Below are 21,034 nucleotides of genomic sequence, written 5' to 3' on the forward strand. Positions count from 1 at the left end.
GACATCAACCGGTTGTGCGGCGGCGCTCCCGGAGCAGCTGTGCGCCGGCCAGAACGAGCAGCAGCACGCCTGCACCGAGGGAAGCTACCGTGACGCCGCCGACGTGCGCTGCCCCGATCAGGACAGCCCCGACCCCGGCCACCGTCGCCACGCCGGTCAGCACCGGGCGGATCAGGGACCGGGAGCGGATGAAGTAGAGCATCGAGCCGGCGACCACCAGTTCGGTCGCCACCGTGGCCCAGGCCGCGCCGTACGCGCCGAACGGGCCGTCCAGCGTGAGGTTCAGCAACAGGTTCGCGGAGAGGCTGAAGACCAGCACCAGCAGGCGCCCGCCCGCGCCGCCGCCGGCCAGCAGCACCGCGGAGAGCCCGTAGTTCGCGAAGCGCAGCGCCAGGAACAGGCCGAGGACCAGCGTCAGGCCGCCGATCGTCTCGCTCTCCCCGTCGCCGAACAGGATCACCAGCGCCAGCGGCAGCCCGAGGTAGAGCACACCGCTCGCGCCGAGGCCGGCGATCCGGAAGAAGCGGAACACCAGGCCCGGGTCGTCCGCCGCCGGGTTGCCGTCCGGCTTCCGGCCGGCCGCGAACGCCAGCGCGCCCACGCCCATCGCGGCCGCCACCTGCACGGCCGGTCCGACCAGCGCGGCGGCGGAGACGTAGGCGCCGACCACGGCCGTGGACACGAAGAACGCCAGCACGAACGTGTCGCTGCGGAAGTACGCCAGCCCGAGCAGATCCGCCGCGAAGTACGGCGAGGCCTGCCTGATCCGGGTCGCGGTGGTCCGCGGACCGCGCAGTCCGGCCGGCAGCTCCCGCAACAGCCCGGTGAAGAGCACCGCGCCGAGCGACCGCAGCGCGGCCACGCCCAGCAGATACATCCCGGCACGCTCGAAGTCGAGCGCGCCGGTGCGCCAGAACTCGGCCCCGCACAGCGCGATCAGCAGCGCGCCGCAGGCACCGTTCGTCGCCGCCTCCATCCAGCCCCGGGCGGTCCCGCGCACCAGCACCCACGCGGTCTCGTTCCACTGCTCCAGCAGGCTGGCCACAAAGACAAGGACAAAAGCCAGACGCAGATCCGCGGGTACGGCGAAGCCGGTCAGCGGCCAGGCCACCACGACGGCCGCGGCCAGCAACGGCAGGCGGGACGCGTGCAGCCGGGCCACCTCGGCGGGCTTCACGCCGCCGGCCGCGTACTCCCGGGTCAGGAACGTGGCCAGACCGAACGAGAGCGCGGCCGCGGTGAACGAGGCGCTGAGCGTGGCGATGCCGTAGAAGCCGACCGTGGCGGCGCCGGCGCCGCGGGTCAGCAGCGCCATCAGGACCAGGATGGTGAGGCGGTTCGAGATCGCGGCCAGACCGAGCAGGCCGGAGGAGACGGTCAGGGAGGCGCGGCGGCGCGGAGGAGCCGGCGCCTCACCGGCGGCGACCATGGTTACCTGCCTTCCCGCTCTCACCGGCCGGTGTCGTGTCCGCCTCGGCGGTCACGTCCGGCCGGTCCTTCCCGGGCGCGTCCCCGGGCTCAGGCGTGGCCTCGGGACCGGACTGCGCGTCAGTATGCCCAACCGGGTCCACCTCCGCGCCCGTCTCCGCCCCGTCTCCGGCCGCCGCCGCGCCCGTGTCCAGCCCTGATGCGGCCTCGACCTCGGCCGGGCCGGGCTCCACTGTGACGTTCGTCTCGTCCACATCGGCCGGTCCGGCCTCATCCGCCGTGTCCGCCTCCGTCGCGGGCACGACGGCGGGCTCCTCCGGCTCAGGGGCCTGCGGCACGACGCCCGCGTGGACCACCAGCGACGCCGGGTGCGGTGCCGCGATGTCGATGCGCGCGCCGAAGTAGCCGAACAGCAGCATGAACATCAGCAGGTACGGCCCCTGCATCAGCCCCCAGCCGGTCATCCCGATCAGCAGCACGCCGGGCGCCGCGCTCACCACGAGCCGGGCCGGCAGGTCCGCACCTCGGGTCACCCAGGTCCGGCGCACGGCCGCGGCCAGCACCAGCAGCAGTGGCGCCCAGAGCAGCAGCGCGCCGGTCACGCCGAGCTCGGCGGCGCTGAGCAGGAACATGTTGTGCACGGGCACGCCGCTCGCGGTCAGCTCGTCGGTCCGGCCGACCACGGCCACGTAACCGTTCGCCCCCACACCCAGCAGCGGATGGGCCGCGATCGCCTCGAACGCGACGCCGGCCACGTGGCCGCGCGCGCCGCCGCCCGGGTCGGCCAGGAACCGGGAGATCAGCCACGGCAGCGAGGCCAGGCCGAGTGCCGCGGTCAAGCCGAGGATCGCCAGGTCGCGGCGCTGCCAGCGGCCCGCGGTCAGCTCCAGCAGCAGGAACAGGCCGACCATGCCGACCACCGCGACCAGCACGGTGCGGCTCTGGGTCAGCCAGACGCCGAGGAACACCGCGGCGAGCGTCGCCCAGGCCAGCCACCGCTGCCGGTCGGTGCGCTGCGGCAGCGCGAGCGCGCACATGCCGCAGAAGAACAGCAGCTTCGCCAGCTCACCCGGGTGCGCGGTGAGCCCGGTCGCGCGGCCGAGGATGTCCAGCGCCTGCACGCCCTCGATCCGGCGGAGCGGCAGCCCGACCGCGGCCAGCCCGACCGCGAGCAGCTGCACCCAGGCGACCAGTGCGAACGCCCAGCCGAGCGCGGGCGGCCACCGGTCGCCGGGCTCGTCCTCCAGGCGCGTCAGCCGCACCTGGGCGGCGGCCCAGCCGGTGGCGAACGCCATCCCGGCCAGCGCGAGCTGGATCGCGCCGGAGAACGTGCGCGGCGCGTGGTCCCAGAAGATCAGCCCCAGCGCCACCCAGATCGCCAGCGGGATCCAGGTCAGCGAGCCGTAGGCCAGGCGGCGCGGCATGCGCACCGCCATCACCGCGAACGCGGCGACGAGCGCGACGGTGTACGTGAACAGCGTGGGACCGAGGTTCGCCATGCCGGAGTAGGTGGGACTCTCGGTCGGCAGCAACGCCATCGGACCGATACCGAGAGTGACAACCACCGCGCCGAGCACCACCGTGGACGGGCGGTCGACCACCCAATCGGTCAGCGCCCGCAGGCGTACCGTGGCCATGGTTTTTACGTATTTCCGTTCTTCCGCGGATCGGAGACGCCGATGGCCGCCACAGTATCGGGTGTCAGGACCCGACGGTGTCGTGGATGCCGTAGGCGATCTTCCGGAACTCGTCCGCCCAGCTGTTCGCGCCGGTCAGGTGCAACACCATCTGACGGTCGAACGGCCCGAGCTCGGTGCTGCGGAAGTACGTGATAGTCACCAGACCGTAGCCGGTCACGCCGTCGAGCTTCGGGTTTTCCGCGATCGTCGTGTTCTCGCCCGCGAAGCGCCACTGCGCGCCGAACGCGTCCTCGACCAGTCGCAGATCGGTGCGGCGACTCTCGTCACACGGCGCGGCGCACTCACGCATGGTGATCTCGCCGCCCGCCTCGAACGCGCCGTCCTTGCGGATGCCGCAGGTGTACTGCACCGCATTCGGGTTGGCGGTGCACTCCCAGTTCAGCGGCAGCGTCACCTCGAAACCGATGCCCTGCAGCGCGAACGGGCGGACCGGGGCGCCCTCGGCGTACTTCGGCCAGTTCGGCCAGTCGCCGGGGCGCGGCGGCTCCAAGCCCGGCCGGACCGGCGTGGCGGTCGGGGACGGGGAGGCGCTCGCACTCGCACTCGGCGTCGGGCCGAGCACCTCGGGCTTGTCGCCGCCGCCGAGCTGGGTCACGGCCAGGATCACGGCGCCGCCGACCACCAGGACCGCCACCACGGCCGCGATGCCGATCAGCAGCCTGCTGTTGTCACGCTTGGCACCACCGACGGACGCGCCGTAGGGGTCCTGGGCGCCCTCGCCGAAATACGGACGCCGGGGCGAGCCGTCCAGCCCCATGTTGTTGGCCGGCGAGCCGGAGACCGGGCCGCCCGAGACCGGGGAACCGGAGACCGGCGTGCCCGAGACGGGGGTGCCGGACACCGGGGTGCCGGAGACAGGGAGACCCGAGATCGGCGTGCCCGAGACCGGCAGGCTGGAGACGGGCATGCCGGACACCGGCATCGCCGAGACGGGCATGCTCGACACCGGCCGGTTGGGCGGCGCTTCGCCGGGCGGCGGGGAGAACGGGGTGTAGGGGCGGCCGAGCGAGATGAAGACGCGCTCCGCGCCCGGCTGCTCGGTGCCGTTGAACGCGACCCACGGTGCCGGGGCGGCGAAGTCGGCGCCGACCCAGGTCCGCGCCGCACCGTTGATGGCGCCGGCGTGGCCCGCGAACGCGTCCCGCCAGCGCTGGTCGGCCGCCGCACGGGCGTCCAGCACCGCCACGGTGACCGGCAGGCCCCTGGCCTCGTCGATCGCCGACCAGACGGTGCCGACGTCGCACGAGCCCAGCTTCCCGACCACCCGGTACGGAATCTCCGGCTGCATTGACCTGCCTCCCCATGACGCACTGCCAGCGGATTCTAGCGGGAATCGCCAAATCCACCGGCCCGGCTACCAAGGGGTAGCGAGCGGCCCGGACAAAGGTCGCGATGCCTTCCTATCGGCGCTCGCCGGACAGACCGTGCCATCCACGCGCATCCCTCCGCGCGCCGATCACCGAACGTGATCAAGCGGGCGGTCCGGTGGCTCAGCCGACGTACCACTTCTGGTGTGACCCGCCGTTGCACTCCCAGATCTGGATCAGCGCGCCGTTGCCGGTATTGCTGTCCATCACGTCCACACACCGGTCGACGCGCGTGTTGACCAGGTCACCTTCCGAGTTGAGCGAGAAGACCTGGTCCCAGGCACCGTCGCAGGCGGCGAGGCGCATGGTGGCGCCGTCGCCACCGCCGGTCACCTCCAGGCAGCGGCCCAGCGCGCGCAACTGCCCGTCCGAGGTCAGCTCGAACGACTGCCCCGGCTTCCCGTTGCACTCCCACATCTGGATCGGGCGCTGGGTGGAGGCGTCACTGTCCGGCACGTCGATGCACTGTCCGCTGCCGTAGCTGACGATCGGCCGGCCGGCGAAGGCCGGCGTAGGAGCGGGGGTGCCGGTCACGCTGGTCGCCGGACGAGTGGCGGACGTCTCCCCCGCGCTGGGCGCGGTCGGCGTGGCGCCGGGACGGGGCAGACCGGCACCGGCACCGTTCGCGGTCGGCGGCGCCGAGGGTGTGCCGTCGATCACGCCGGATCCGTCCCGGTCCGTCCGGCCCCCGGCGGCGGCCGCCGGGTCCTGGGCCCTGCCGGAGTCGTCGTCGCCCAGCATCGGGATGACCAGCAGCAGCACGACCAGCAGCACCAGCAGCGGCACCAGGATCATGACGGCCAGCCGGACCGGCCGCGTGCTCGTGCCGAGGAACTGGTCCACCAGCTCGCTGGCGGTCCGCGACGGGCTGGACGGGCGTCTGGCCGTGGGCGTGCCCGGCACGCCGGACCCCGAATATCCGAAACTGCCCTCCACGCCCGGGATGGGCGAGGACTTCTGCTTCGCGATCGGGACGGACGCGCTGGCCTCCGCCCCCCGGTAGCCGTAGCGCGCGTCCAGCGTGCCGCCGCCGGAGTCGGGCGGGCTCCCGGACGCGGCCGCACTGGTCGCCTCCGCGCGCTCGTTCCGCCGCGGCCGGGGCACGGCGGGCGGGAGCGGCGCGGCGGTCTGCGGGACCGGGGCGGACGCCTCCTCCCCCGAGCCGGCGGCCTGCTGGAGCAGCTTCTCCGCCTCGGCCGCGTTGATCCGGCGCGCCGGGTCCTTGCGCAGCAGGCCCTCCAGCACCGGGAACAGCGTGCCGGCTCGCTGCGGCGGCGCGGGCAGCTCGGTCGCGAGCGCGGCCAGCGTGGCGATGGAGGACGACCGCGCATATGGCGAGCGCCCCTCCACGGCCGCGTAGAGCGTGGCGCCGAGCGACCACAGGTCGGACGCGGGCCCGGCCGGCTCGCCGATGGCCCGCTCCGGCGCGAGATAGGCCGGCGAACCGAGCACGATGCCGGTGCGGGTCATGGTCGGGTCGTCCTCGACCGTGGCCAGCCCGAAGTCGGTGAGCATGATCCGGCCGTCCGTGCCGAGCAGCACGTTCGCCGGCTTGACGTCGCGGTGCAGCACGCCGACGCGGTGGGCGGCGCTGAGCGCGCCCAGCACGGCGAGGCCGATGCGGGCCGCCGCGGCCGGGGACAGCGGCCCCTCGGCGCGCAGCACGCTGTGCAGCGGTTGCGACGGGATGAACTCCATGACGATCCACGGGTCGCCGCCGTCGATCAGGACGTCGAAGATGCGCACCGCGTTGGAGTGGTTGAGTTGTGCGATCGCGCGGGCCTCACGCAGCGAACGCTCCCGGAGTTGCGCGGTCTCCGCCTCGCTGAGGCCGGGTGGCGGCACGAGCTCCTTGACCGCGACGTCGCGTCGCAGCATCTCGTCACGGGCCAGCCAGACCCGCCCCATGGCGCCCTGCCCGAGCGCACTAACGAGGGTGTAACGACCGGCCAGCGATCGTTGCGAGGTTTCGGGCACGTCAGCACCGTACCGGGTGAAATATCGCGGGATGATATCGACGTGGTCGGCAATCGGCCACAGTCGCCTAAGTCACAAAGGACCCCGCGTCATATCTGTCTGCACGCAGCAAACATCCGCTGGCCTGCAACAACTCCGGACGGCTCCCACCATACTTACAGGTAATAAACTTCGCTATTTACATGCGTCACCACCGCCATCGACTGACGGTTGTGAGCGCTCCCATGAAACCGCACGTCGCCGGGCTGCACACACCCGCCCGGAAGCACCTCGGTGACTCTTAGTAAACATTTAGGGTTCACATTTTGATCTCCCGGAACGCCCCGCTGCGTAGGAACCGATGCCGCAACGATGCAGGGCGAACGGATGGAGAAGATCATGAACTGGCGCCACCTCCTCATCGGACGTAACCGGAAGATCGTCATCGGGGCGACCGCGCTCGCACTCGCGGGCGGCGCCTTCGCGATCGGGACCGGCGTCAGCGGCGCGGCCGAGGGCCCGTGCGCGGGCATCGAGGAGGCCCGGCAGCGGAACCTCGACTTCATCGCGGACCAGCGGGCCAACCCGGACGCGCTCTCCGACGCCCGGATCAAGAACCGGCAGGACGTCATCGCCGTGATCGACCTCCAGCTGAAGCAGGCCGGCTGCGCGCCGGGCCAGGGCGGCGACGACGTGATCGCCGACCCGCCGGCCGAGGACGCCCCGGCCGACGAGGCACCGCCGGTCGCGGACGCGCCGGACGAGAACGACACCGAGGGTGACGACGCGGACGCCGGTGGTGGGGCCGGTGACGGCCAGGTCGTCTGCAACGGCTCGACGGTTACCCTCTCCGGTGAGGGCGGCGCGCCCGCCGCGTCGAGCAACCAGTTCCCGGTCGGTTCCCGTCTGCGGGTGACGAACCTGGACAACAACAAGAGCATCACGGTCGAGGTGACCAGCGTTTCCGGCAGCTGCGCGCTGCTGAACAACGCCGCGTTCGAAGAGGTGCGCGAGCCCGGCAAGTTCCTGATCCGACGCGCGGTCATCGAACTGGTCGGCTAGTCCTTCCGTATTGGCACCAGACCTGTTGCTCGACATGAGGGGTTTGGTGTGTCAGACGTGACGCAGGATGAAGCGCCGGATGCGACGGCGGATCAAGCGCCGGTCCCCACGCCGGCCAGGGCGTCACGATTTGCCGGCCCGGTGATCACGGTGATGGCCGGTCTCCTGGTGGTGGTGGCGCTGCTGCTGCCGAACCAGCCGATCGGCCTCACCGCGGGCGCGTTCCTGCGCATCCCGGTCGAGGCGCTGATCGTCGCGGTGCTGCTGCTGGTCCTGCCGGGCCGGGCCCGCACCGCCGGCGCGATCATCGCGGGCCTGGTCGTCGGCCTGCTGCTGCTGGTCAAGCTCGCCGACCTGGGCTTCTTCTCGGTCTACGCCCGCCAGATGGATCTGGTGCTGGACTGGAGCCTGGCGGACGACGGCATCACGTTCCTGACCGGCTCCATCGGCCGGGCCGGCGCGATAGCCGCGGTCGTGCTCGCGGTCGCGCTGCTGCTCGCCGTACCCCTGCTGATGATCTTTGCTCTGCTCCGGCTCGGACGGGCGTTCGCGCGGCACCAGACCGCGACCACGCGCGGGATCGCGCTGCTGACCACGGTGTGGCTGGTGCTGGCGCTGGTCGGCAACCCGGTCGCGGACCGCGGCGCGTCGACGTTCCTGACCGCGCGCACCGGCATGGTCAACGACGCGCTGCACGATCGCGAGGCGTTCGCGGCCGCGGCCGCGGTGGACGCGTTCGGCAGCGTGCCGCCGAGTCAGCTGCTGACCGGCCTGCGCGGCAAGGACGTGCTGCTGACGTTCGTGGAGAGCTACGGGCGCAGCGCGGTCGAGGATCCGGCGATGTCCGCGCAGGTCGGGGCCGTGCTCGCGGACGGTGAGCGGCGATTGACCGCGTCCGGCTTCGCGGCCCGCAGCGGCTGGCTGACCTCGCCGACGTTCGGCGGCTACAGCTGGCTGGCGCACTCCACGTTCCAGTCCGGGCTGCGCGTCGACAACCAGCAGCGGTACCGCACGATCGTCTCCAGCGACCGGCTCACGCTGACCGAGTCGTTCCGGCGGGCCGGCTGGGCCACGGTCGGCGTCGCGCCGGCGAACACCTACGCCTGGCCGGAGGGCGACTGGTACGGCTTCGACAAGGTCTACGACTCGCGCAACCTCGGTTACGCCGGCCCGAAGTTCGGCTGGACCACGATGCCGGACCAGTACACGCTGACCGCGTTCGAGAAGCTGGAGCACGGCCGGACCGACCGCGGCCCGATGATGGCCGAGCTGGACCTGCTCTCCAGCCACTTCCCGTGGGACTCGATCCCCGAGATGATCGACTGGAACGCGGTCGGCGACGGCGCCGCGTTCGCCGGCATGCCGGAGCGGCTCGCGCCGGGCATCCCGTCCTCGCAGCGCGACGCCTACCGCACCTCGATCGAGTACTCGCTGACCGCGGTCTTCGACTACCTGGAGCTGCACGGCAACGAGAACACGGTCGTGATCTACCTCGGCGATCACCAGCCGGCGCCGACCGTCACCGGGCCGAATGCCAGCCACGACGTGCCGATCACCATCGTCGCCAAGGATCCCGCGGTGCTCGACCGGATCGCGTCCTGGAACTGGTCGACCGGCCTCAAGCCCGCGCCGGACGCGCCGGTCTGGCCGATGGAGTCGTTCCGCGACCACTTCCTCTCCGCGTTCGCGACCGGCAGCGGTTCCTGACACTCGTGAGAAAAGCGACACCAAGTCGAAATAGAACATCGCTAGATAGAGATACATGAGATCTCGAAGCTGTCCCTCCAGAGCCACCTGGAGGGACAGCTGTGAAGAGGCAACTCAGTGTGATCATGGCAGGCGCGCTGGTCGCCGCCCTGGTCGCGACGCCCGCCCAGGCCGCGCCCGGCACCCGCGCGGCCGACCTGGAACCCACCGCCTCGCTCGGCGAGGACAACCTGCCGCACCCGCTGGCCGAGCAGCGTGAGGCGGAGCGCACCGAGGCGATCGGCAACCTGATCGCGGGCCGGACCGCGCCGGAGCAGCGCAACGGCTCCGAGGTCATCCGGCTCGGCGGCGACCGGTTCGTCGAGTACCGGAAGAAGCAGACCAAGACCGATCCGGTGCTGACGTTCCTGGTGGAGTTCGGCAACGCGGTCTACCCGGCCGCGGGCGGCACCCCGGGCCCGCTGCACAACGCCATCCCGGAGCCGGACCGCGTGTGGGACGGCGGCGCCACCGACGACAACACCACGATCTGGGACGCGGACTTCGACGCGGCACACTACGAGGAGCTGCTGTTCGCGAAGAACAAGGAGTCGATGGCGCACTTCTACTACCAGCAGTCCGGCGGGCGGTACACGGTCGGCGGCGACGTCTCCGACTGGGTGACCGTGCCGTACAACGAGGCCCGGTACGGCAGCAACAGCGTCCCCCAGCGCGACGGCTACTGGAACTTCATCAAGGACAGCGCCACCTCCTGGTACGCCGCGCAGCTCGCCGCCGGGCAGACGCCGGAGCAGGTGAAGGCATACCTGGCGACGTTCGACGTGTGGGACCGTGACGACTTCGACGGTGACGGCGACTTCAACGAGCCGGACGGGTACGTCGACCACTTCCAGGCCATCCACGCGGGCGCGGGCGAGGAGGCGGGCGGCGGCGCCGAGGGCACGGACGCGATCTGGGCCCACCGCTGGTACGCGTTCCCCGGCAGCACCACCGGCCCGGCCGGCAACAGGTCCGGTGGCGTGCAGATCGGCGACACCGGCCTGTGGATCGGCGACTACACGACGGAGCCGGAGAACGGCGGCCTCGGCGTCTTCGTCCACGAGTACGGCCACGACCTGGGCCTGCCCGACCTGTACGACACGGCCGGCGGCGAGAACGGCACCGGCTTCTGGACCGTCATGTCCTCCGGATCGTGGCTGGGCCGGGGCAACCCGACGATCGGTTCGACGCCCGGCTTCATGGGAGCGTGGGAGAAGATCTACCTCGGTTGGTCCGACTTCATCACGATAAATCCGGGTAAATCGCGGTACGTGACGCTGGGCAGCGCGGCCTACGGCGACGGGATTCTGCCCGAGGCGGTGGTCATCCCGCTCCCGGACGGTTCGTACTACGCGGCCGAGTACCGGTCGTACACCGGCTACGACGAGACGCTCAAGCTCGGCCCGTACAACTGGGGCTGGGCGGACTCCAAGCCGGACTGGGCCGAGCGTTTCCCCTACCAGGACGGCCTGATCGTCTGGTACGTAAACCCGGCCGCCGGCGACAACAACACCAGCGTCCACCCCGGCACCGGCCTCACGCTGCCGGTGGACGCGCACCCGGCCCCGATCACGTTCCCGGACGGCACGCTGCTCAGCAACCGCCGCCAGCCGTTCGACGCCTCGTTCGGCACGCAGTCGACGGACCCGGTGACGTTCCACCGCAACGGCGTGCCGGTCTCGGTGCCCCGCCAGGCGGCCGTCCCGATCTTCGACGACTCCGACCCGCTGCGCTACTGGAACGCGGCGAACCCGCAGAGCTCGGTCAAGGTGGCCGGCGCCGGCGTGAGGATCGAGGTCAAGTCGCAGATCCCCGGCCTGCTTCCGCTGATGACGCTGAAGGTGACCCCGCCGGCGACGTGATCCGGAAGAGCCACGTCACCGTCCCGGCAACGCCCCGCCGTTGACCTGGACGATCTGGGCGGTGACGTGGCTCGCACCCGGCGAGGCCAGCCAGTGCACGGTCTCCGCGATGTCGACCGGGGTGCCGGCCCGGCCGTTGTGCGCCTGCTTGACGTTCCGCTCGTGCCACTCCGGGGTCATCGTGTCGCCGAAGAACTCGGTCTCCTCGATATAGCCGGGCGCGACCACGTTCACCGTGACGCCGCGGGAGCCGAGCGCGGACGACAGGTCGAACGCGTACGGGTGCAGCGCCGCCTTGGCCGCGCCGTAGGAGCCGTTACCCGACCCCCGGTACGCCGCGATCGAGCTGAGCAGCACGACCCGCCCGCTGTCCGCCAGCACGTCCGCCAGCGCCTCGACCAGCAGCACGGACGTGAGCACGTTGGACTCGAAGTTGCCCTGCCAGTGCTCGCGCACCTTGAGCAGCCGCTCCAGCTCGACGCGGGCCACGCCGAACTCGGTCGGCGCCTGCTTGCGCGTGACGTTGCCGCCCGCGTTCGCCACCACCACGTCGACCTTGCCGTGCCGCTCGACGACCTCGTCGCGTACCCGCAGCGCCTGTTCCGCGTCCGCCAGGTCGGCCGTGATGGTGTGCACCGATCCGGCGCCCTGGCCCTCGATGCCGGACACGGCCCGGTCCAGCACGTCGGCGCGGCGGCCGACGATCACGATCTCGGCCGCGTCCCGGGCGAACCGCGCCGCCACCGCCTGCCCGATGCCGGTTCCGCCACCGCTGACCACTACGACTCGTCCCATGGACCCCTGCCTACCCGTTTACACGGAATATCAAAGACTTGAAAATCATTGTCATAAACATGAAGGTACGCAGTTCGCTCAGGTCCCTGGCCCGCAAGCCCGGCTCCCAGGTGGTCCGCCGCCGGGGCCGCGTGATGGTGGTCAACCACAAGAACCCGCGCTGGAACGGCCGGCAGGGCTAGAACCGGCCGCGCAGCGCGGTGAAGGACGGCAGCTCGAGCACGCCGGTGTCGGCCGGGTCGAGCGCGGCGTGCTCCAGCTCCCACGTGTGCGGGTGCGGGATGAAGACCGCGTTCCACCCGGCCTGGCGGGCCGGGATGATGTCCGACTTCGGGGAGTTGCCGATCATCCAGGTGGCGCCCGGGTCGAGCGCCATCGCCTCGGTCAGCCCGCGGTAGGTGGCGAGGTTCTTCTCCCGCACCACGTGCACGCTGCCGAAGTGTCCGGCCAGCCCGGACGCGGCCAGCTTGCGCCGCTGCTCCGCATCCTCCCCCTTGGTGAGCAGCGCCAGCTCGTGCCGGGTGCCGAGGTCGGCCAGCGTCTCCGCCACCTCCGGCATCAGCTCGACCCTGTCGAACACCAGCGCGGCGGCCAGCTGCTCGATCTCGCGGCGCTCGGCCTCGGTGGCGGGCCGCTCGTTCAGCTTCTCGAAGCAGTCGCCCAGGTTGCGCAGGAAGACGCGGCTGCCGTACCCGTGGACCTTGACGTTGGCCCGCTCGATGTCGTTGAGGACGGCGCGGATCGCGGCATGGTCCAGCGTGGGGTGCGCGAGCCAGGCGAGAAAATCGTCGACCACGCGGATGAACAGGATGTTGTTCTCCCACAGCGTGTCGTCGGCGTCGAAGACCAGCGTGCTCATGCCTGCATCCGATCACGCGACGGGTTGTGTGTCGTCCGAGTTTCCTGAGGCATTGACCACAGCCGTTCCTCTTACCTATGGTCGTATCAACGCAGGTTGTTGAAACGATTCATAAAGGCGGAACATGAGTGGACTGAAGCGCCGCACCGTGCTCGCACTGGGCGCCGGCACGCTCGCGGCCGGCTGGGGAGCGGCGCCCGCACAGGCGACGCAGCGCAACGACTTCGCCGACCCCGAGACCCGGCACCGGCCATATTTCCGCTGGTGGTGGCCGGACGGACTGGTCGACCCCGCGGAGATCCGGCGCGAGGTGGACCAGATCGCGGCGGCCGGGTTCGGCGGCGCCGAGATCGCGGCCGTGCACCACAGCATCCGGGACAAGTCCGTGCTGGACACCGCGCACCACGGCTGGGGCTCCGCGGCGTGGACCCGCGGCGTCGAGGCCGCGCTGGACCAGGCCGCCACGCGCGGCATCACCATCGACCTGACGATCGGCCCGTCCTGGCCGGCCGCGGTCCCGACGATCACGCCGGACAGCCCGGCCGCGGTCCAGGAGCTGGCGCACGCGGCGGTCACCGTGGCCGCGGGCGGCACGTTCGACGGCCCGGTCCCGGCCTCGGCCTCGCCGTGGAAGCAGACGCTGATCGCGGTGCAGGCGGTCAGGGTGGACCCGGCCAACAGCACGCGCAAGGAGACCGGCCTGGCCGCGGACTCCGTCACCGACCTCACCGCGCACGTGACCGGCGGGCGGCTCGCCTGGACCGCGCCGGCCGACGGCGAACACCTGCTGCTCGCCTACTGGCAGCGCGGCTCCGGCCAGGAGCCCGAGTCCGGGCCGCACACCAGCCCGGACGCGTTCGTGGTCGACCACTTCAGCGCCGCCGGCACCCAGGCCGTGATCGACTTCTGGGAGGCGCGACTGCTGACCCCGCGCGTGCGGGCGCTGCTGCGACGCTCCGGCGGCTCGCTCTTCGAGGACTCGATCGAGCTGGAGACAGCCGCGCTCAACTGGACGCCCGCGCTGCTCGCACAATTCCAGAGCCGCCGGGGGTACGACCTGCGCCCCTTCCTCGCCGCGGTCGTGCGCGTGAAGGAGTCCACGGTCTACGCCTTCGACGCGGCGACCAGCCGCCGGGTGCGCGCCGACTACTGGCAGACGCTCTCCGACCTGTTCACCGCGCACCACTTCACGCCGCTGACCCGCTGGGCGCACTCGCTCGGGCTGACGTTCCGGGCGCAGCCGTACGGCCTGGAGACCGACGCCATCTCGGTGGCCGCCGTGATCGACGTCCCGGAGGGCGAGTCGCTCGGGTTCAAGAACCTGGACGACTACCGCTGCCTGGCCGGCGGGCGGGACATGGGCGGTCGCGCGCTGCTCTCCTGCGAGGCGGGCGCGTACCAGGGCGGCGCCTACAACACCACGTGGAAGAAGCTGCTGCGCACGATGGGCGGCGCGTACGCGGCCGGCCTCAACCAGACCGTCTTCCACGGCTTCTCCTACGCGAGCGCGCCCGGCGCGGGCTGGCCCGGCTACGCCGCGTTCACGCCCTACTCCGGCGCGATCGGCTACGCGGAGTCCTGGGGTCCCCGGCAGCCGTCCTGGCGGCACGTGCCGGACGTGGCCGCCTACCTCGGCCGCGTGCACCTGGCCGGCCGGATCGGCGTGAACCGGATCGACGCGGCCGTGTTCCGGCAGAAGGGCTACACGAAGACCGGCATCGGCGCGTCCTGGTTCACCTCGGACGGCATCCCGTCCGGCTGGACGCACCAGATGATCAGCGCGCCGCTGCTGGCGCTGCCGAGCGCGACCGTCCGCGACGGCCGGCTGGCCCCGGACGGCCCGGCCTACCGGGTGCTGCTGGTGGAGACGGACCTGTTCTCCGGCAACGTGGCGACGCTGGACCTGCCGTCCGCCCGGCGCATCCTGGCGCTGGCGCGCAAGGGCCTGCCGGTGGTGCTGCTCGGCGACTGGTCGGCCGCGACCACGCCGGGCCGGGCGACCGGCGACGAGGACACCGTGCTGCGCGCGCTGCTGGCCGAGCTGACCGCGCTGCCCAAGGTGCGGACCGTGGCCGTGCGGACCGACGTGGGCGCCGCGCTGGCGAGCCTGGGCCTGACGCCGGCCGTGTCGTACGCGCAGGCCTCCACGCTGCTGCACGGTCACCGGGTTCTCGGAGATGCCGACTACTACTACCTGGTCAACGGCAAGCACGCGGAGACGGTCAAACCGGCCGTGGCCGCGATCGACCACGACGTGACGCTGCAGCGGGCGAGCCGGCGCGCGGTGCCGTACCGGATCGACCCGTGGACCGGCGTACGGGAGCCGATCGCGCACTTCACCGCGGACGGCGACCGGGTGACGATCCGGGTGGCGCTGCAGCCGGGCGAGTCGTCGATCGTGGTGCTCGCCCCGGGGCCGTCGGCGAGGCACGTGACCGCGACGACGGCGGACCGGGTGGTGGCGCGCGACCGGGACCTGGTCCTGCGCGCGGCGGCCGCGGGCAGCTACACGGCGACGCTGGACGACGGCCGCACGGTGACCCGGACGATCGGCGCGGTGCCGGCGCCGATCCCGCTGACCCGGTGGACGCTGCGGGTGGCGGACTGGCAGCCCGGGTCCAGCGCGACCGAGACGCTGACCGTGACGCACGCGCTGACGCTGGACGCGCTGAAGCCCTGGCCGGAGATCCCGGAGCTGGCGGACGTGTCCGGCGTCGGACGGTACACCACCGAGGCCGACGTGCCGGCCTGCGCGGGCGCGTACCTGAGCCTGGGCGAGGTCTTCGACACGTGCCGGGTGACCGTGAACGGCCGTCCGGTGACGGTGAGCCCGCTGCACCCGGTGGCGGACGTCGGACCGCTGCTGCGCCGGGGGCGGAACACGATCGAGGTCGAGGTGGCGACCACGCTGAACAACCGGCTGCGGGTCGCGGATCCGGCCGTGTACGGCGTCGCTTCCCGCCAGTCCTACGGGCTGACCGGGCCGGTGACGCTCATTCCGTACGGTGAATCGCGAATCTGAAAAGAATGCGGGCGCTCCGATTGTCGGAGCGCCCGCACAATTGCTATTGCTAAGCGACGGTGACCAGCACGGAGAGCGGAATTCCGGACTCGCTGGAGCTGGACGACGCGGTCTTCTTGATACGACCGATCGTGATGTTGAATGCGAGGCCGTTCTTCGCCGCCGGCACCGCGGCCGCCACCCGCCCGCCGGCCGGGACATCGATCAGCGACACGGCCCAGCCCTCGCCGTTGTGGATCGCCACCCGGACGCGCACCGGGTCGTTGCCGGTGTGGTCGGACGCGAACGACAGGTACAGGCGCTTGCTGCCGAAGACCGGGTTGGAGGCGAGCCCGGCCGGCTCGACCGGCACCGAGATCGCGTACTGGCGACCGATCAGCGACTGGTTCTCGTCGTAGGCGAACCCGGTCGGCAGCGGGATGACCTGCTGTGACATCTCGTCTTCTTCCTCTACTTCCGGAGCTTGCCCGCGCGACTTCCAGGTCTCGAGCGACTCGCCGCGCAGGACGGACATGAGCCGGTCCATCGCGTCCTGGGTCGCGACGAAGCGGCGGATGATCGACAGGTGCAGGTGCCAGAGGTGCGTCTCGTCGCGGCCCGGGTCCGGCCCGGAGTCCGCACCGACGCCCAGCGCACGGCCCCCGGTGAGCACGTAGCAGTAGACCGTCCGGCTGTCCTTGGTGCCGATGAACTCCCGGATGATCGGCGCACCGCCGATGAACAGGCGCTCGTCGCGCGCTCGCGCGGCCGCGTCCATCCGGGAGGTGTACTTCCGCATGGCCGTGTCGGACATGGTCAGGTCGATGGCCGCGGCCTTGTCGCCCGGTCCCAGCCGGTCGTTGGCCACGTCGGCGCGCGAGTAGTCGCTGGTCGCGAGCGCGTTGCGGTAGTTGTGGTAGCCCGGCTTGGCCGCGTAGACGCCGCCGAGCTGCGCGGACGGCTCCAGCGCGTCGAACTGGCCCCAGAAGCGCCAGATCTCGTTCGTGATCTGCCCCGGGTTGGGGTTCGCCGCGCCCAGGACCAGCGGCGGCTCGCCGGTCGGGTCCTCCGGCGGGGCGATCACGTCGTAGTCGTCGCCCGCCGCGATCGCGACCGCGTCGGGCTGACGGAGCCGGACCGGCTGGCCGCCGCGCAGCTGGAAGCCGGCGCCGGCACGGTCGTAGTACCAGCCCGTCGCGGTGACCTTGTCCGCGAGGACGAACCCCCCGGACTTCCGGACGGCATACGTCCGGCCGTCCAGTGGGCCACCCGTGCATCGCCCCTGGAAGAAGTAGCTTTCGTCAACGGAGTCTGTCATCGCACCCGCCAATTCTCCCTTCGCACGCCCGTAAAGACGTTTCCGCGTGATCTTCTGAACGGTTCCGCGTTATCGGCGTCCCGTCAAGTGAGGGTCGCCCGGTCGGTTGATTTATCCATAGGTGGAAATCAGCAAACCCGTTCGCCGTGACAAAAAGCGAGAACCCGCAGGATGCCCTTATCCCGCGGGTTCTCGTATGAAACGTGAGTCAGATCAAATTATTGACAGGTGTACGTGGTTCGTATGGTCACCCGAGGGGCTGCCACCACCCGAGTACGACTGCCAGCCGCTGGACGGCAGCCAGATCCGCCGGAACCAGATCACGTAGAGCACGCCGAGCCGGTCCGCGTTCTTGATGTAGAAGTTCGCCAGGTTGTCGCCGTAGACCTTGTCCGAGCCGCTCGCGACGCCGCCGAAGCCGCTCGCCTGGGCGGACCAGTCACAGGCCCGGCCGCGCGGGTGCTCACCGCCGTCCTCCGCGCTGCGGTAGCAGGACACGAAGTGGTTGAACCCGGCCGACTTCGTCTGCTTGTAGGCGTGCAGCAGGCGGGGCGTGATGCAGCCGCCGGTCGGGGTGGGGTCGTTCACCGTGCAGCCCTCGGACGGGAACGACCCGTCCGGGTTGCGTTCGACCGCGACCGCGACCGCGGCGGAACCGGAGCCGGACTCGACGTTCTGCGCGGCGCCGCCACCGGCGGCCTTCAGCGCGCTCTCCGCCTGCTTCTTCCGCTTCTCCATGTTCTCGACCTGCTTCTTCTGCTCACCGATCTCGGAATCGATGGCAGTTTTCGCCCGGGAGGCCTCGTCCTTCGCCTCGACCAGGTTGCGTACCTGCTTCTCCTGGTTGATCGTCAGGGTCTCGACGAACGTGGCGCGGTCCATGAAGCCGTCACCGTTGGACGCGTTCAGCACCGCGACCAGCGGGGTCAGCCGCCCGTTGCGGTAGGTGCGGCCGGCCAGCTCGCCGACCGTCTTCTCCCTGACCACGAGGTCTTCCTCGATGGTCTTGAGCTCCTCGGTCAGCTCCTTCTGGCGCTTCTCCGAGGCGGCGAGCTTGTTCTTGGCCTCGACGAAGCCCTTGCTGGCCGCGTCGAGTTGTTCTCTGAGCTGATCGGAGCCGCCTTCGTCGATCGCGTAGGCAGGCGTCGCGAGCGCGGCAGTGGCACCGCTCGCCAGCAGCACGGCAAGCACCGCTATTCGCCGTAGGCGCATCATGTCCCTCTCTCGGACCGCCGGCCGGGTTAGCTGACGGGTTCGGGATGGGAACGACACCCCTACCGCTTTACGCGGATTCACCCCACAAACGTGGTTCCCCGACTCGCTGTGCGATTTGGCGGTGGTTGTCACTGGCACCGGTGCGGCGCCCGCTGATGACAACCGGCGGCAACATTACCCACGCGCGACAAACACGAGCGCTCAAGATCACGAAACTTAAGAAAACCCTATAGTCACAGAAAGTGCCCGCTCAATGACCCTAAATCATAGACACACATCGACACGGTACGGGAAATGGCCGCCCCGGGGAACCGGAGCGGCCATTCGTCGACGAATCGTCGACAAAGCGATTACAGAGAGCTTGCCCTCCGTGCCGGTGCGCGTCCGGCCGGCTGGTGCGGCTCGGCCGGGACGTCCGTCCGCTCCGGGATCGCCATCGTCACCGGCTTGTCCGCGGACACCGTGACCAGCTCACCGTGGTGCTCGAGTGTGATGCTTTTCTCACCGGTGCCGTTACGCAGCGAGTAGGTGACCTCGTTGCTGCGCACGTCCACCCGCAGCCGCAGCCCGCGCCAGAGCAGCGCGAACTCCATCCGGGTGATGCGCTCCGGCAGCCGCGGGTGGAACGTCAGCCGGCTGCCGTGGTCCCGCATGCCGCCCAGACCCATCACCAGCGAGATCCACGAGCCGCCCAGCGACGCCACGTGCAGACCCTCACGCGCGTTGTTGTGCAGGTCGTGGAGGTCCATCAGCGCGGCCTCGCCCAGGTAGTCGTGGGCGAGCTCCAGGTGCCCGGTCTCCGCCGCCAGCACCGCCTGCGTGCACGCGGAGAGCGACGAGTCCCGTACCGTGCGGGCCTCGTAGTAGGCGAAGTTGCGCTGCTTCTCCTCGTCGCTGAACGCGTCGCCGCGCCACAGCATCGCGAGCACCAGGTCCGCCTGCTTCACGACCTGCTTGCGGTAGAGGTCGAAGTACGGGTAGTTGAGCAGCAGCGGGTAGTTCTCCTGCGGCGTGCCCTCGAAGTCCCACTCCTGGAGCCGGGTGAAGCCCTCGGACTGCTGGTGGACGCCGAGCTCGTGGTCGTACGGCAGGTGCACGGCGGCGCCCGCGTCCCGCCAGCCCGCGATCTCCTCGTCGTCGATACCCGCGGCCGCGGCCTTCTCCGGGTACTTCAGCGCCACGTCCGCCGCGGCGTAGAGATTCTGCTGCGCCATCAGGTTGGTGTAGATGTTGTCGTCCACCACGGCCGTGTACTCGTCCGGACCGGTCACGCCGTCGATGTGGAAACGGCCGTGCCGGTCGTGGTGGCCGAGCGAGCGCCACAGCCGCGCGGTCTCGATCAGCAGATCGAAGCCGTAGTCGCGCTCGAAGTCCTCGTCCCCGGTCGCGACCACGTACCGCCGGGCCGCGTCCGCGATGTCCGCCGCGATGTGGAACGCCGCGGTGCCGGCCGGCCAGTACGCCGACGTCTCGTGCCCGCGGATGGTCCGCCACGGGAACGCGGCGCCGCGCAGGCCCAGCGTCTCCGCCCGCTCCTTCGCGAGGTCGAGCGTGGCGTGCCGCCATCGGAGCACGTCCTTGGCCGCGTCCGGCTGCGTGTAGGTCAGCACCGGCAGCACGAACGTCTCGGAGTCCCAGAACGTGTGGCCGTCGTACCCGGGGCCGGTGAGCCCCTTCGACGCGATCGGCCGCATCTCCGCGCGGGCGCCGGCCTGCAGCACGTGGAAGAGCGCGAAGCGCACCGCCTGCTGCACCTCCGGATCGCCCTCGACCTTGACGTCCGAGTGGTCCCAGAACGCGTCCAGGTACTCGCGCTGCGCCGTGACCAGCCCGTCCCAGCCGGTGAGCCGGGCGCTGGCCAGCGCGGCGCCGACCTGGTCGCGCAGCGCGGGCACGGAGCGGCGGCTGGACCAGCCGTACGCGATGAACTTGACGATCCGCAGCTTCTGCCCCGGCTCGAGCATGCAGGCGACCGTGGTCCGCAGCCAGTCCGGGTTGCCCTCGGTCTTGACCATGTGGCGGCCCTCGGTCTCCACGACGTGTTCCATCGCGGCGGCCATGCGGAGCTGGCTGTTCTTCGTGCTGTGGATCAGCAGCCCGCCCAGGTCCTGGACCAGGTGCTCCTCGGCCTCGAGCGGGGACTCCAGCAGCGCCGCGACCCGGGGGTCACGCTTGGTCGGCGGCAGTTGCTCGTTCGACACCAGCTCGGACTGGACGATCACCCGGGCCGGGCCGTTGACCGGCTCGACCTCGTACATGATCGCGGCGATCGCGCGCTGGGTGAACGACACCAGCCGGGTCGAGCGCACCCGCACCGACCGGCCGGCCGGCGAGACCCACTCGACCTCGCGCTCCAGCGTGCCGGCCCGCATGTCCAGCACCCGCTCGTGCGAGACCAGGTCGCCGTAGCGGACGTCGAACGGCTCGTCGTCGACCAGCAGCCGGATCGGCTTGCCGTTCGTGACGTTCACGATCGTCTGGCCGGACTCCGGGAAGCCGTAACCGGCCTCGGCGTACGGCAGCGGCCGCAGCTCGTAGAAGCTGTTCAGGTAGGTGCCCGGCAGACCGTGCGGCTCGCCCTCGTCCAGGTTGGCCCGGAGACCGATATGGCCGTTGGAGAGCGCGAACACGGACTCCGACTGCGCCAGGACGTCGAGGTCGAGCCGTGTCTCGCGGACATGCCAGGGCTCGACCGGATAAGCCCGCTCTCGGATCACAGCGATCC

General features: G+C 71.0%; 14 protein-coding genes and 1 riboswitch. Of the genes, 5 read left to right on the forward strand and 9 right to left on the reverse strand.

Annotated features, from left to right (window positions below):
* Nucleotides 1-4: 4 nt before the first annotated feature.
* From OP04_RS09325 to OP04_RS49435, 4 genes are all read right to left on the reverse strand, one after another.
* Nucleotides 5-1,429 (reverse strand): lipopolysaccharide biosynthesis protein, encoded by a 1,425-nt coding sequence (locus tag OP04_RS09325; protein ID WP_033339166.1) that lies wholly within the window; start codon nucleotides 1,427-1,429, stop codon nucleotides 5-7.
* Nucleotides 1,413-3,065 (reverse strand): O-antigen ligase family protein, encoded by a 1,653-nt coding sequence (locus OP04_RS09330; protein WP_033339167.1) that lies wholly within the window; start codon nucleotides 3,063-3,065, stop codon nucleotides 1,413-1,415. Before OP04_RS09330 ends, OP04_RS09325 begins: the two co-directional genes overlap by 17 nt.
* A 64-nt stretch (nucleotides 3,066-3,129) precedes the next feature.
* Nucleotides 3,130-4,416 carry a hypothetical protein gene (locus OP04_RS49430; protein WP_051797340.1) on the reverse strand — a complete coding sequence of 429 codons (1,287 nt, stop codon included), beginning with the start codon at nucleotides 4,414-4,416 and terminating at the stop codon, nucleotides 3,130-3,132.
* A gap of 202 nt (nucleotides 4,417-4,618) precedes the next feature.
* Nucleotides 4,619-6,403, reverse strand: coding sequence for a protein kinase domain-containing protein (locus OP04_RS49435; RefSeq protein WP_051797342.1), 1,785 nt, complete (start codon nucleotides 6,401-6,403; stop codon nucleotides 4,619-4,621).
* Nucleotides 6,404-6,850: 447 nt separating this feature from the next.
* Here OP04_RS49435 and OP04_RS09345 point away from each other — a divergent pair, with 447 nt between their 5' ends.
* The 3 genes from OP04_RS09345 (at nucleotide 6,851) to OP04_RS09355 (ending at nucleotide 11,121) form a co-directional block, all read left to right on the forward strand.
* Nucleotides 6,851-7,513, forward strand: coding sequence for an RlpA-like double-psi beta-barrel domain-containing protein (locus OP04_RS09345; protein WP_033339385.1), 663 nt, complete (start codon nucleotides 6,851-6,853; stop codon nucleotides 7,511-7,513).
* A gap of 141 nt (nucleotides 7,514-7,654) precedes the next feature.
* On the forward strand, nucleotides 7,655-9,220 hold the full coding sequence (locus OP04_RS09350; protein ID WP_232323522.1) for a sulfatase-like hydrolase/transferase: 1,566 nt from the start codon (nucleotides 7,655-7,657) through the stop codon (nucleotides 9,218-9,220).
* Nucleotides 9,221-9,321: 101 nt separating this feature from the next.
* Nucleotides 9,322-11,121 (forward strand): immune inhibitor A domain-containing protein, encoded by a 1,800-nt coding sequence (locus tag OP04_RS09355; protein ID WP_198153780.1) that lies wholly within the window; start codon nucleotides 9,322-9,324, stop codon nucleotides 11,119-11,121.
* A gap of 15 nt (nucleotides 11,122-11,136) precedes the next feature.
* Here OP04_RS09355 and OP04_RS09360 read toward each other — a convergent pair whose 3' ends face one another.
* Nucleotides 11,137-11,916, reverse strand: a complete 780-nt coding sequence (locus OP04_RS09360) for an SDR family NAD(P)-dependent oxidoreductase (protein ID WP_033339168.1) — start codon at nucleotides 11,914-11,916, stop codon at nucleotides 11,137-11,139.
* Nucleotides 11,917-11,975: 59 nt separating this feature from the next.
* Between OP04_RS09360 and rpmJ the strand changes: the two genes are divergently transcribed.
* On the forward strand, nucleotides 11,976-12,098 hold the full coding sequence (rpmJ, locus tag OP04_RS09365; RefSeq protein ID WP_033339169.1) for a 50S ribosomal protein L36: 123 nt from the start codon (nucleotides 11,976-11,978) through the stop codon (nucleotides 12,096-12,098).
* Here the strand turns inward: rpmJ and OP04_RS09370 are convergent.
* Entirely contained in the window at nucleotides 12,095-12,775 is a 681-nt protein-coding gene (locus OP04_RS09370; protein ID WP_033339170.1) for an HAD family hydrolase, read from the reverse strand. The genes rpmJ and OP04_RS09370 overlap by 4 nt on opposite strands.
* 124 nt (nucleotides 12,776-12,899) lie before the next feature.
* Between OP04_RS09370 and OP04_RS09375 the strand changes: the two genes are divergently transcribed.
* The gene (locus OP04_RS09375) at nucleotides 12,900-15,797 is read left to right on the forward strand and encodes a glycosyl hydrolase (protein WP_033339171.1); all 2,898 of its coding nucleotides are present in this window, start codon (nucleotides 12,900-12,902) and stop codon (nucleotides 15,795-15,797) included.
* Between the two features lie 49 nt (nucleotides 15,798-15,846).
* Here OP04_RS09375 and OP04_RS49440 read toward each other — a convergent pair whose 3' ends face one another.
* The 3 genes from OP04_RS49440 to OP04_RS09390 all read right to left on the reverse strand — a co-directional run bounded on the left by OP04_RS49440 (nucleotide 15,847) and on the right by OP04_RS09390 (nucleotide 21,026).
* A complete protein-coding gene (locus tag OP04_RS49440) occupies nucleotides 15,847-17,094 on the reverse strand; it encodes a hypothetical protein (protein ID WP_051797347.1) in 1,248 nt (415 codons plus the stop codon).
* 213 nt (nucleotides 17,095-17,307) lie between these two features.
* Nucleotides 17,308-18,309, reverse strand: coding sequence for a coiled-coil domain-containing protein (locus tag OP04_RS09385; RefSeq protein WP_232323523.1), 1,002 nt, complete (start codon nucleotides 18,307-18,309; stop codon nucleotides 17,308-17,310).
* A riboswitch (cyclic di-AMP (ydaO/yuaA leader) is annotated at nucleotides 18,309-18,440 on the reverse strand. Its footprint overlaps the gene before it by 1 nt.
* Before the next feature lie 219 nt (nucleotides 18,441-18,659).
* Nucleotides 18,660-21,026: a glycoside hydrolase family 65 protein gene (locus tag OP04_RS09390; RefSeq protein ID WP_033339172.1), complete on the reverse strand. Its 2,367-nt coding sequence runs from the start codon at nucleotides 21,024-21,026 to the stop codon at nucleotides 18,660-18,662.
* Nucleotides 21,027-21,034: the final 8 nt, after the last annotated feature.

The organism is Catenuloplanes japonicus (genome assembly GCF_000717135.1).
GTDB lineage: Bacteria > Actinomycetota > Actinomycetes > Mycobacteriales > Micromonosporaceae > Catenuloplanes > Catenuloplanes japonicus.

Coding starts and splice junctions, on each gene's coding strand:
- OP04_RS09325 (WP_033339166.1), bottom strand. CDS start 1,429: ATGGTCGCCGCCGGTGAGGCGCCGGCTCCTCCGCGCCGCCGCGCCTCC.
- OP04_RS09330 (WP_033339167.1), bottom strand. CDS start 3,065: ATGGCCACGGTACGCCTGCGGGCGCTGACCGATTGGGTGGTCGACCGC.
- OP04_RS49430 (WP_051797340.1), bottom strand. CDS start 4,416: ATGCAGCCGGAGATTCCGTACCGGGTGGTCGGGAAGCTGGGCTCGTGC.
- OP04_RS49435 (WP_051797342.1), bottom strand. CDS start 6,403: ATGGGGCGGGTCTGGCTGGCCCGTGACGAGATGCTGCGACGCGACGTC.
- OP04_RS09345 (WP_033339385.1), top strand. CDS start 6,851: ATGAACTGGCGCCACCTCCTCATCGGACGTAACCGGAAGATCGTCATC.
- OP04_RS09360 (WP_033339168.1), bottom strand. CDS start 11,916: ATGGGACGAGTCGTAGTGGTCAGCGGTGGCGGAACCGGCATCGGGCAG.
- rpmJ (WP_033339169.1), top strand. CDS start 11,976: ATGAAGGTACGCAGTTCGCTCAGGTCCCTGGCCCGCAAGCCCGGCTCC.
- OP04_RS09370 (WP_033339170.1), bottom strand. CDS start 12,775: ATGAGCACGCTGGTCTTCGACGCCGACGACACGCTGTGGGAGAACAAC.
- OP04_RS09375 (WP_033339171.1), top strand. CDS start 12,900: ATGAGTGGACTGAAGCGCCGCACCGTGCTCGCACTGGGCGCCGGCACG.
- OP04_RS49440 (WP_051797347.1), bottom strand. CDS start 17,094: ATGACAGACTCCGTTGACGAAAGCTACTTCTTCCAGGGGCGATGCACG.
- OP04_RS09385 (WP_232323523.1), bottom strand. CDS start 18,309: ATGATGCGCCTACGGCGAATAGCGGTGCTTGCCGTGCTGCTGGCGAGC.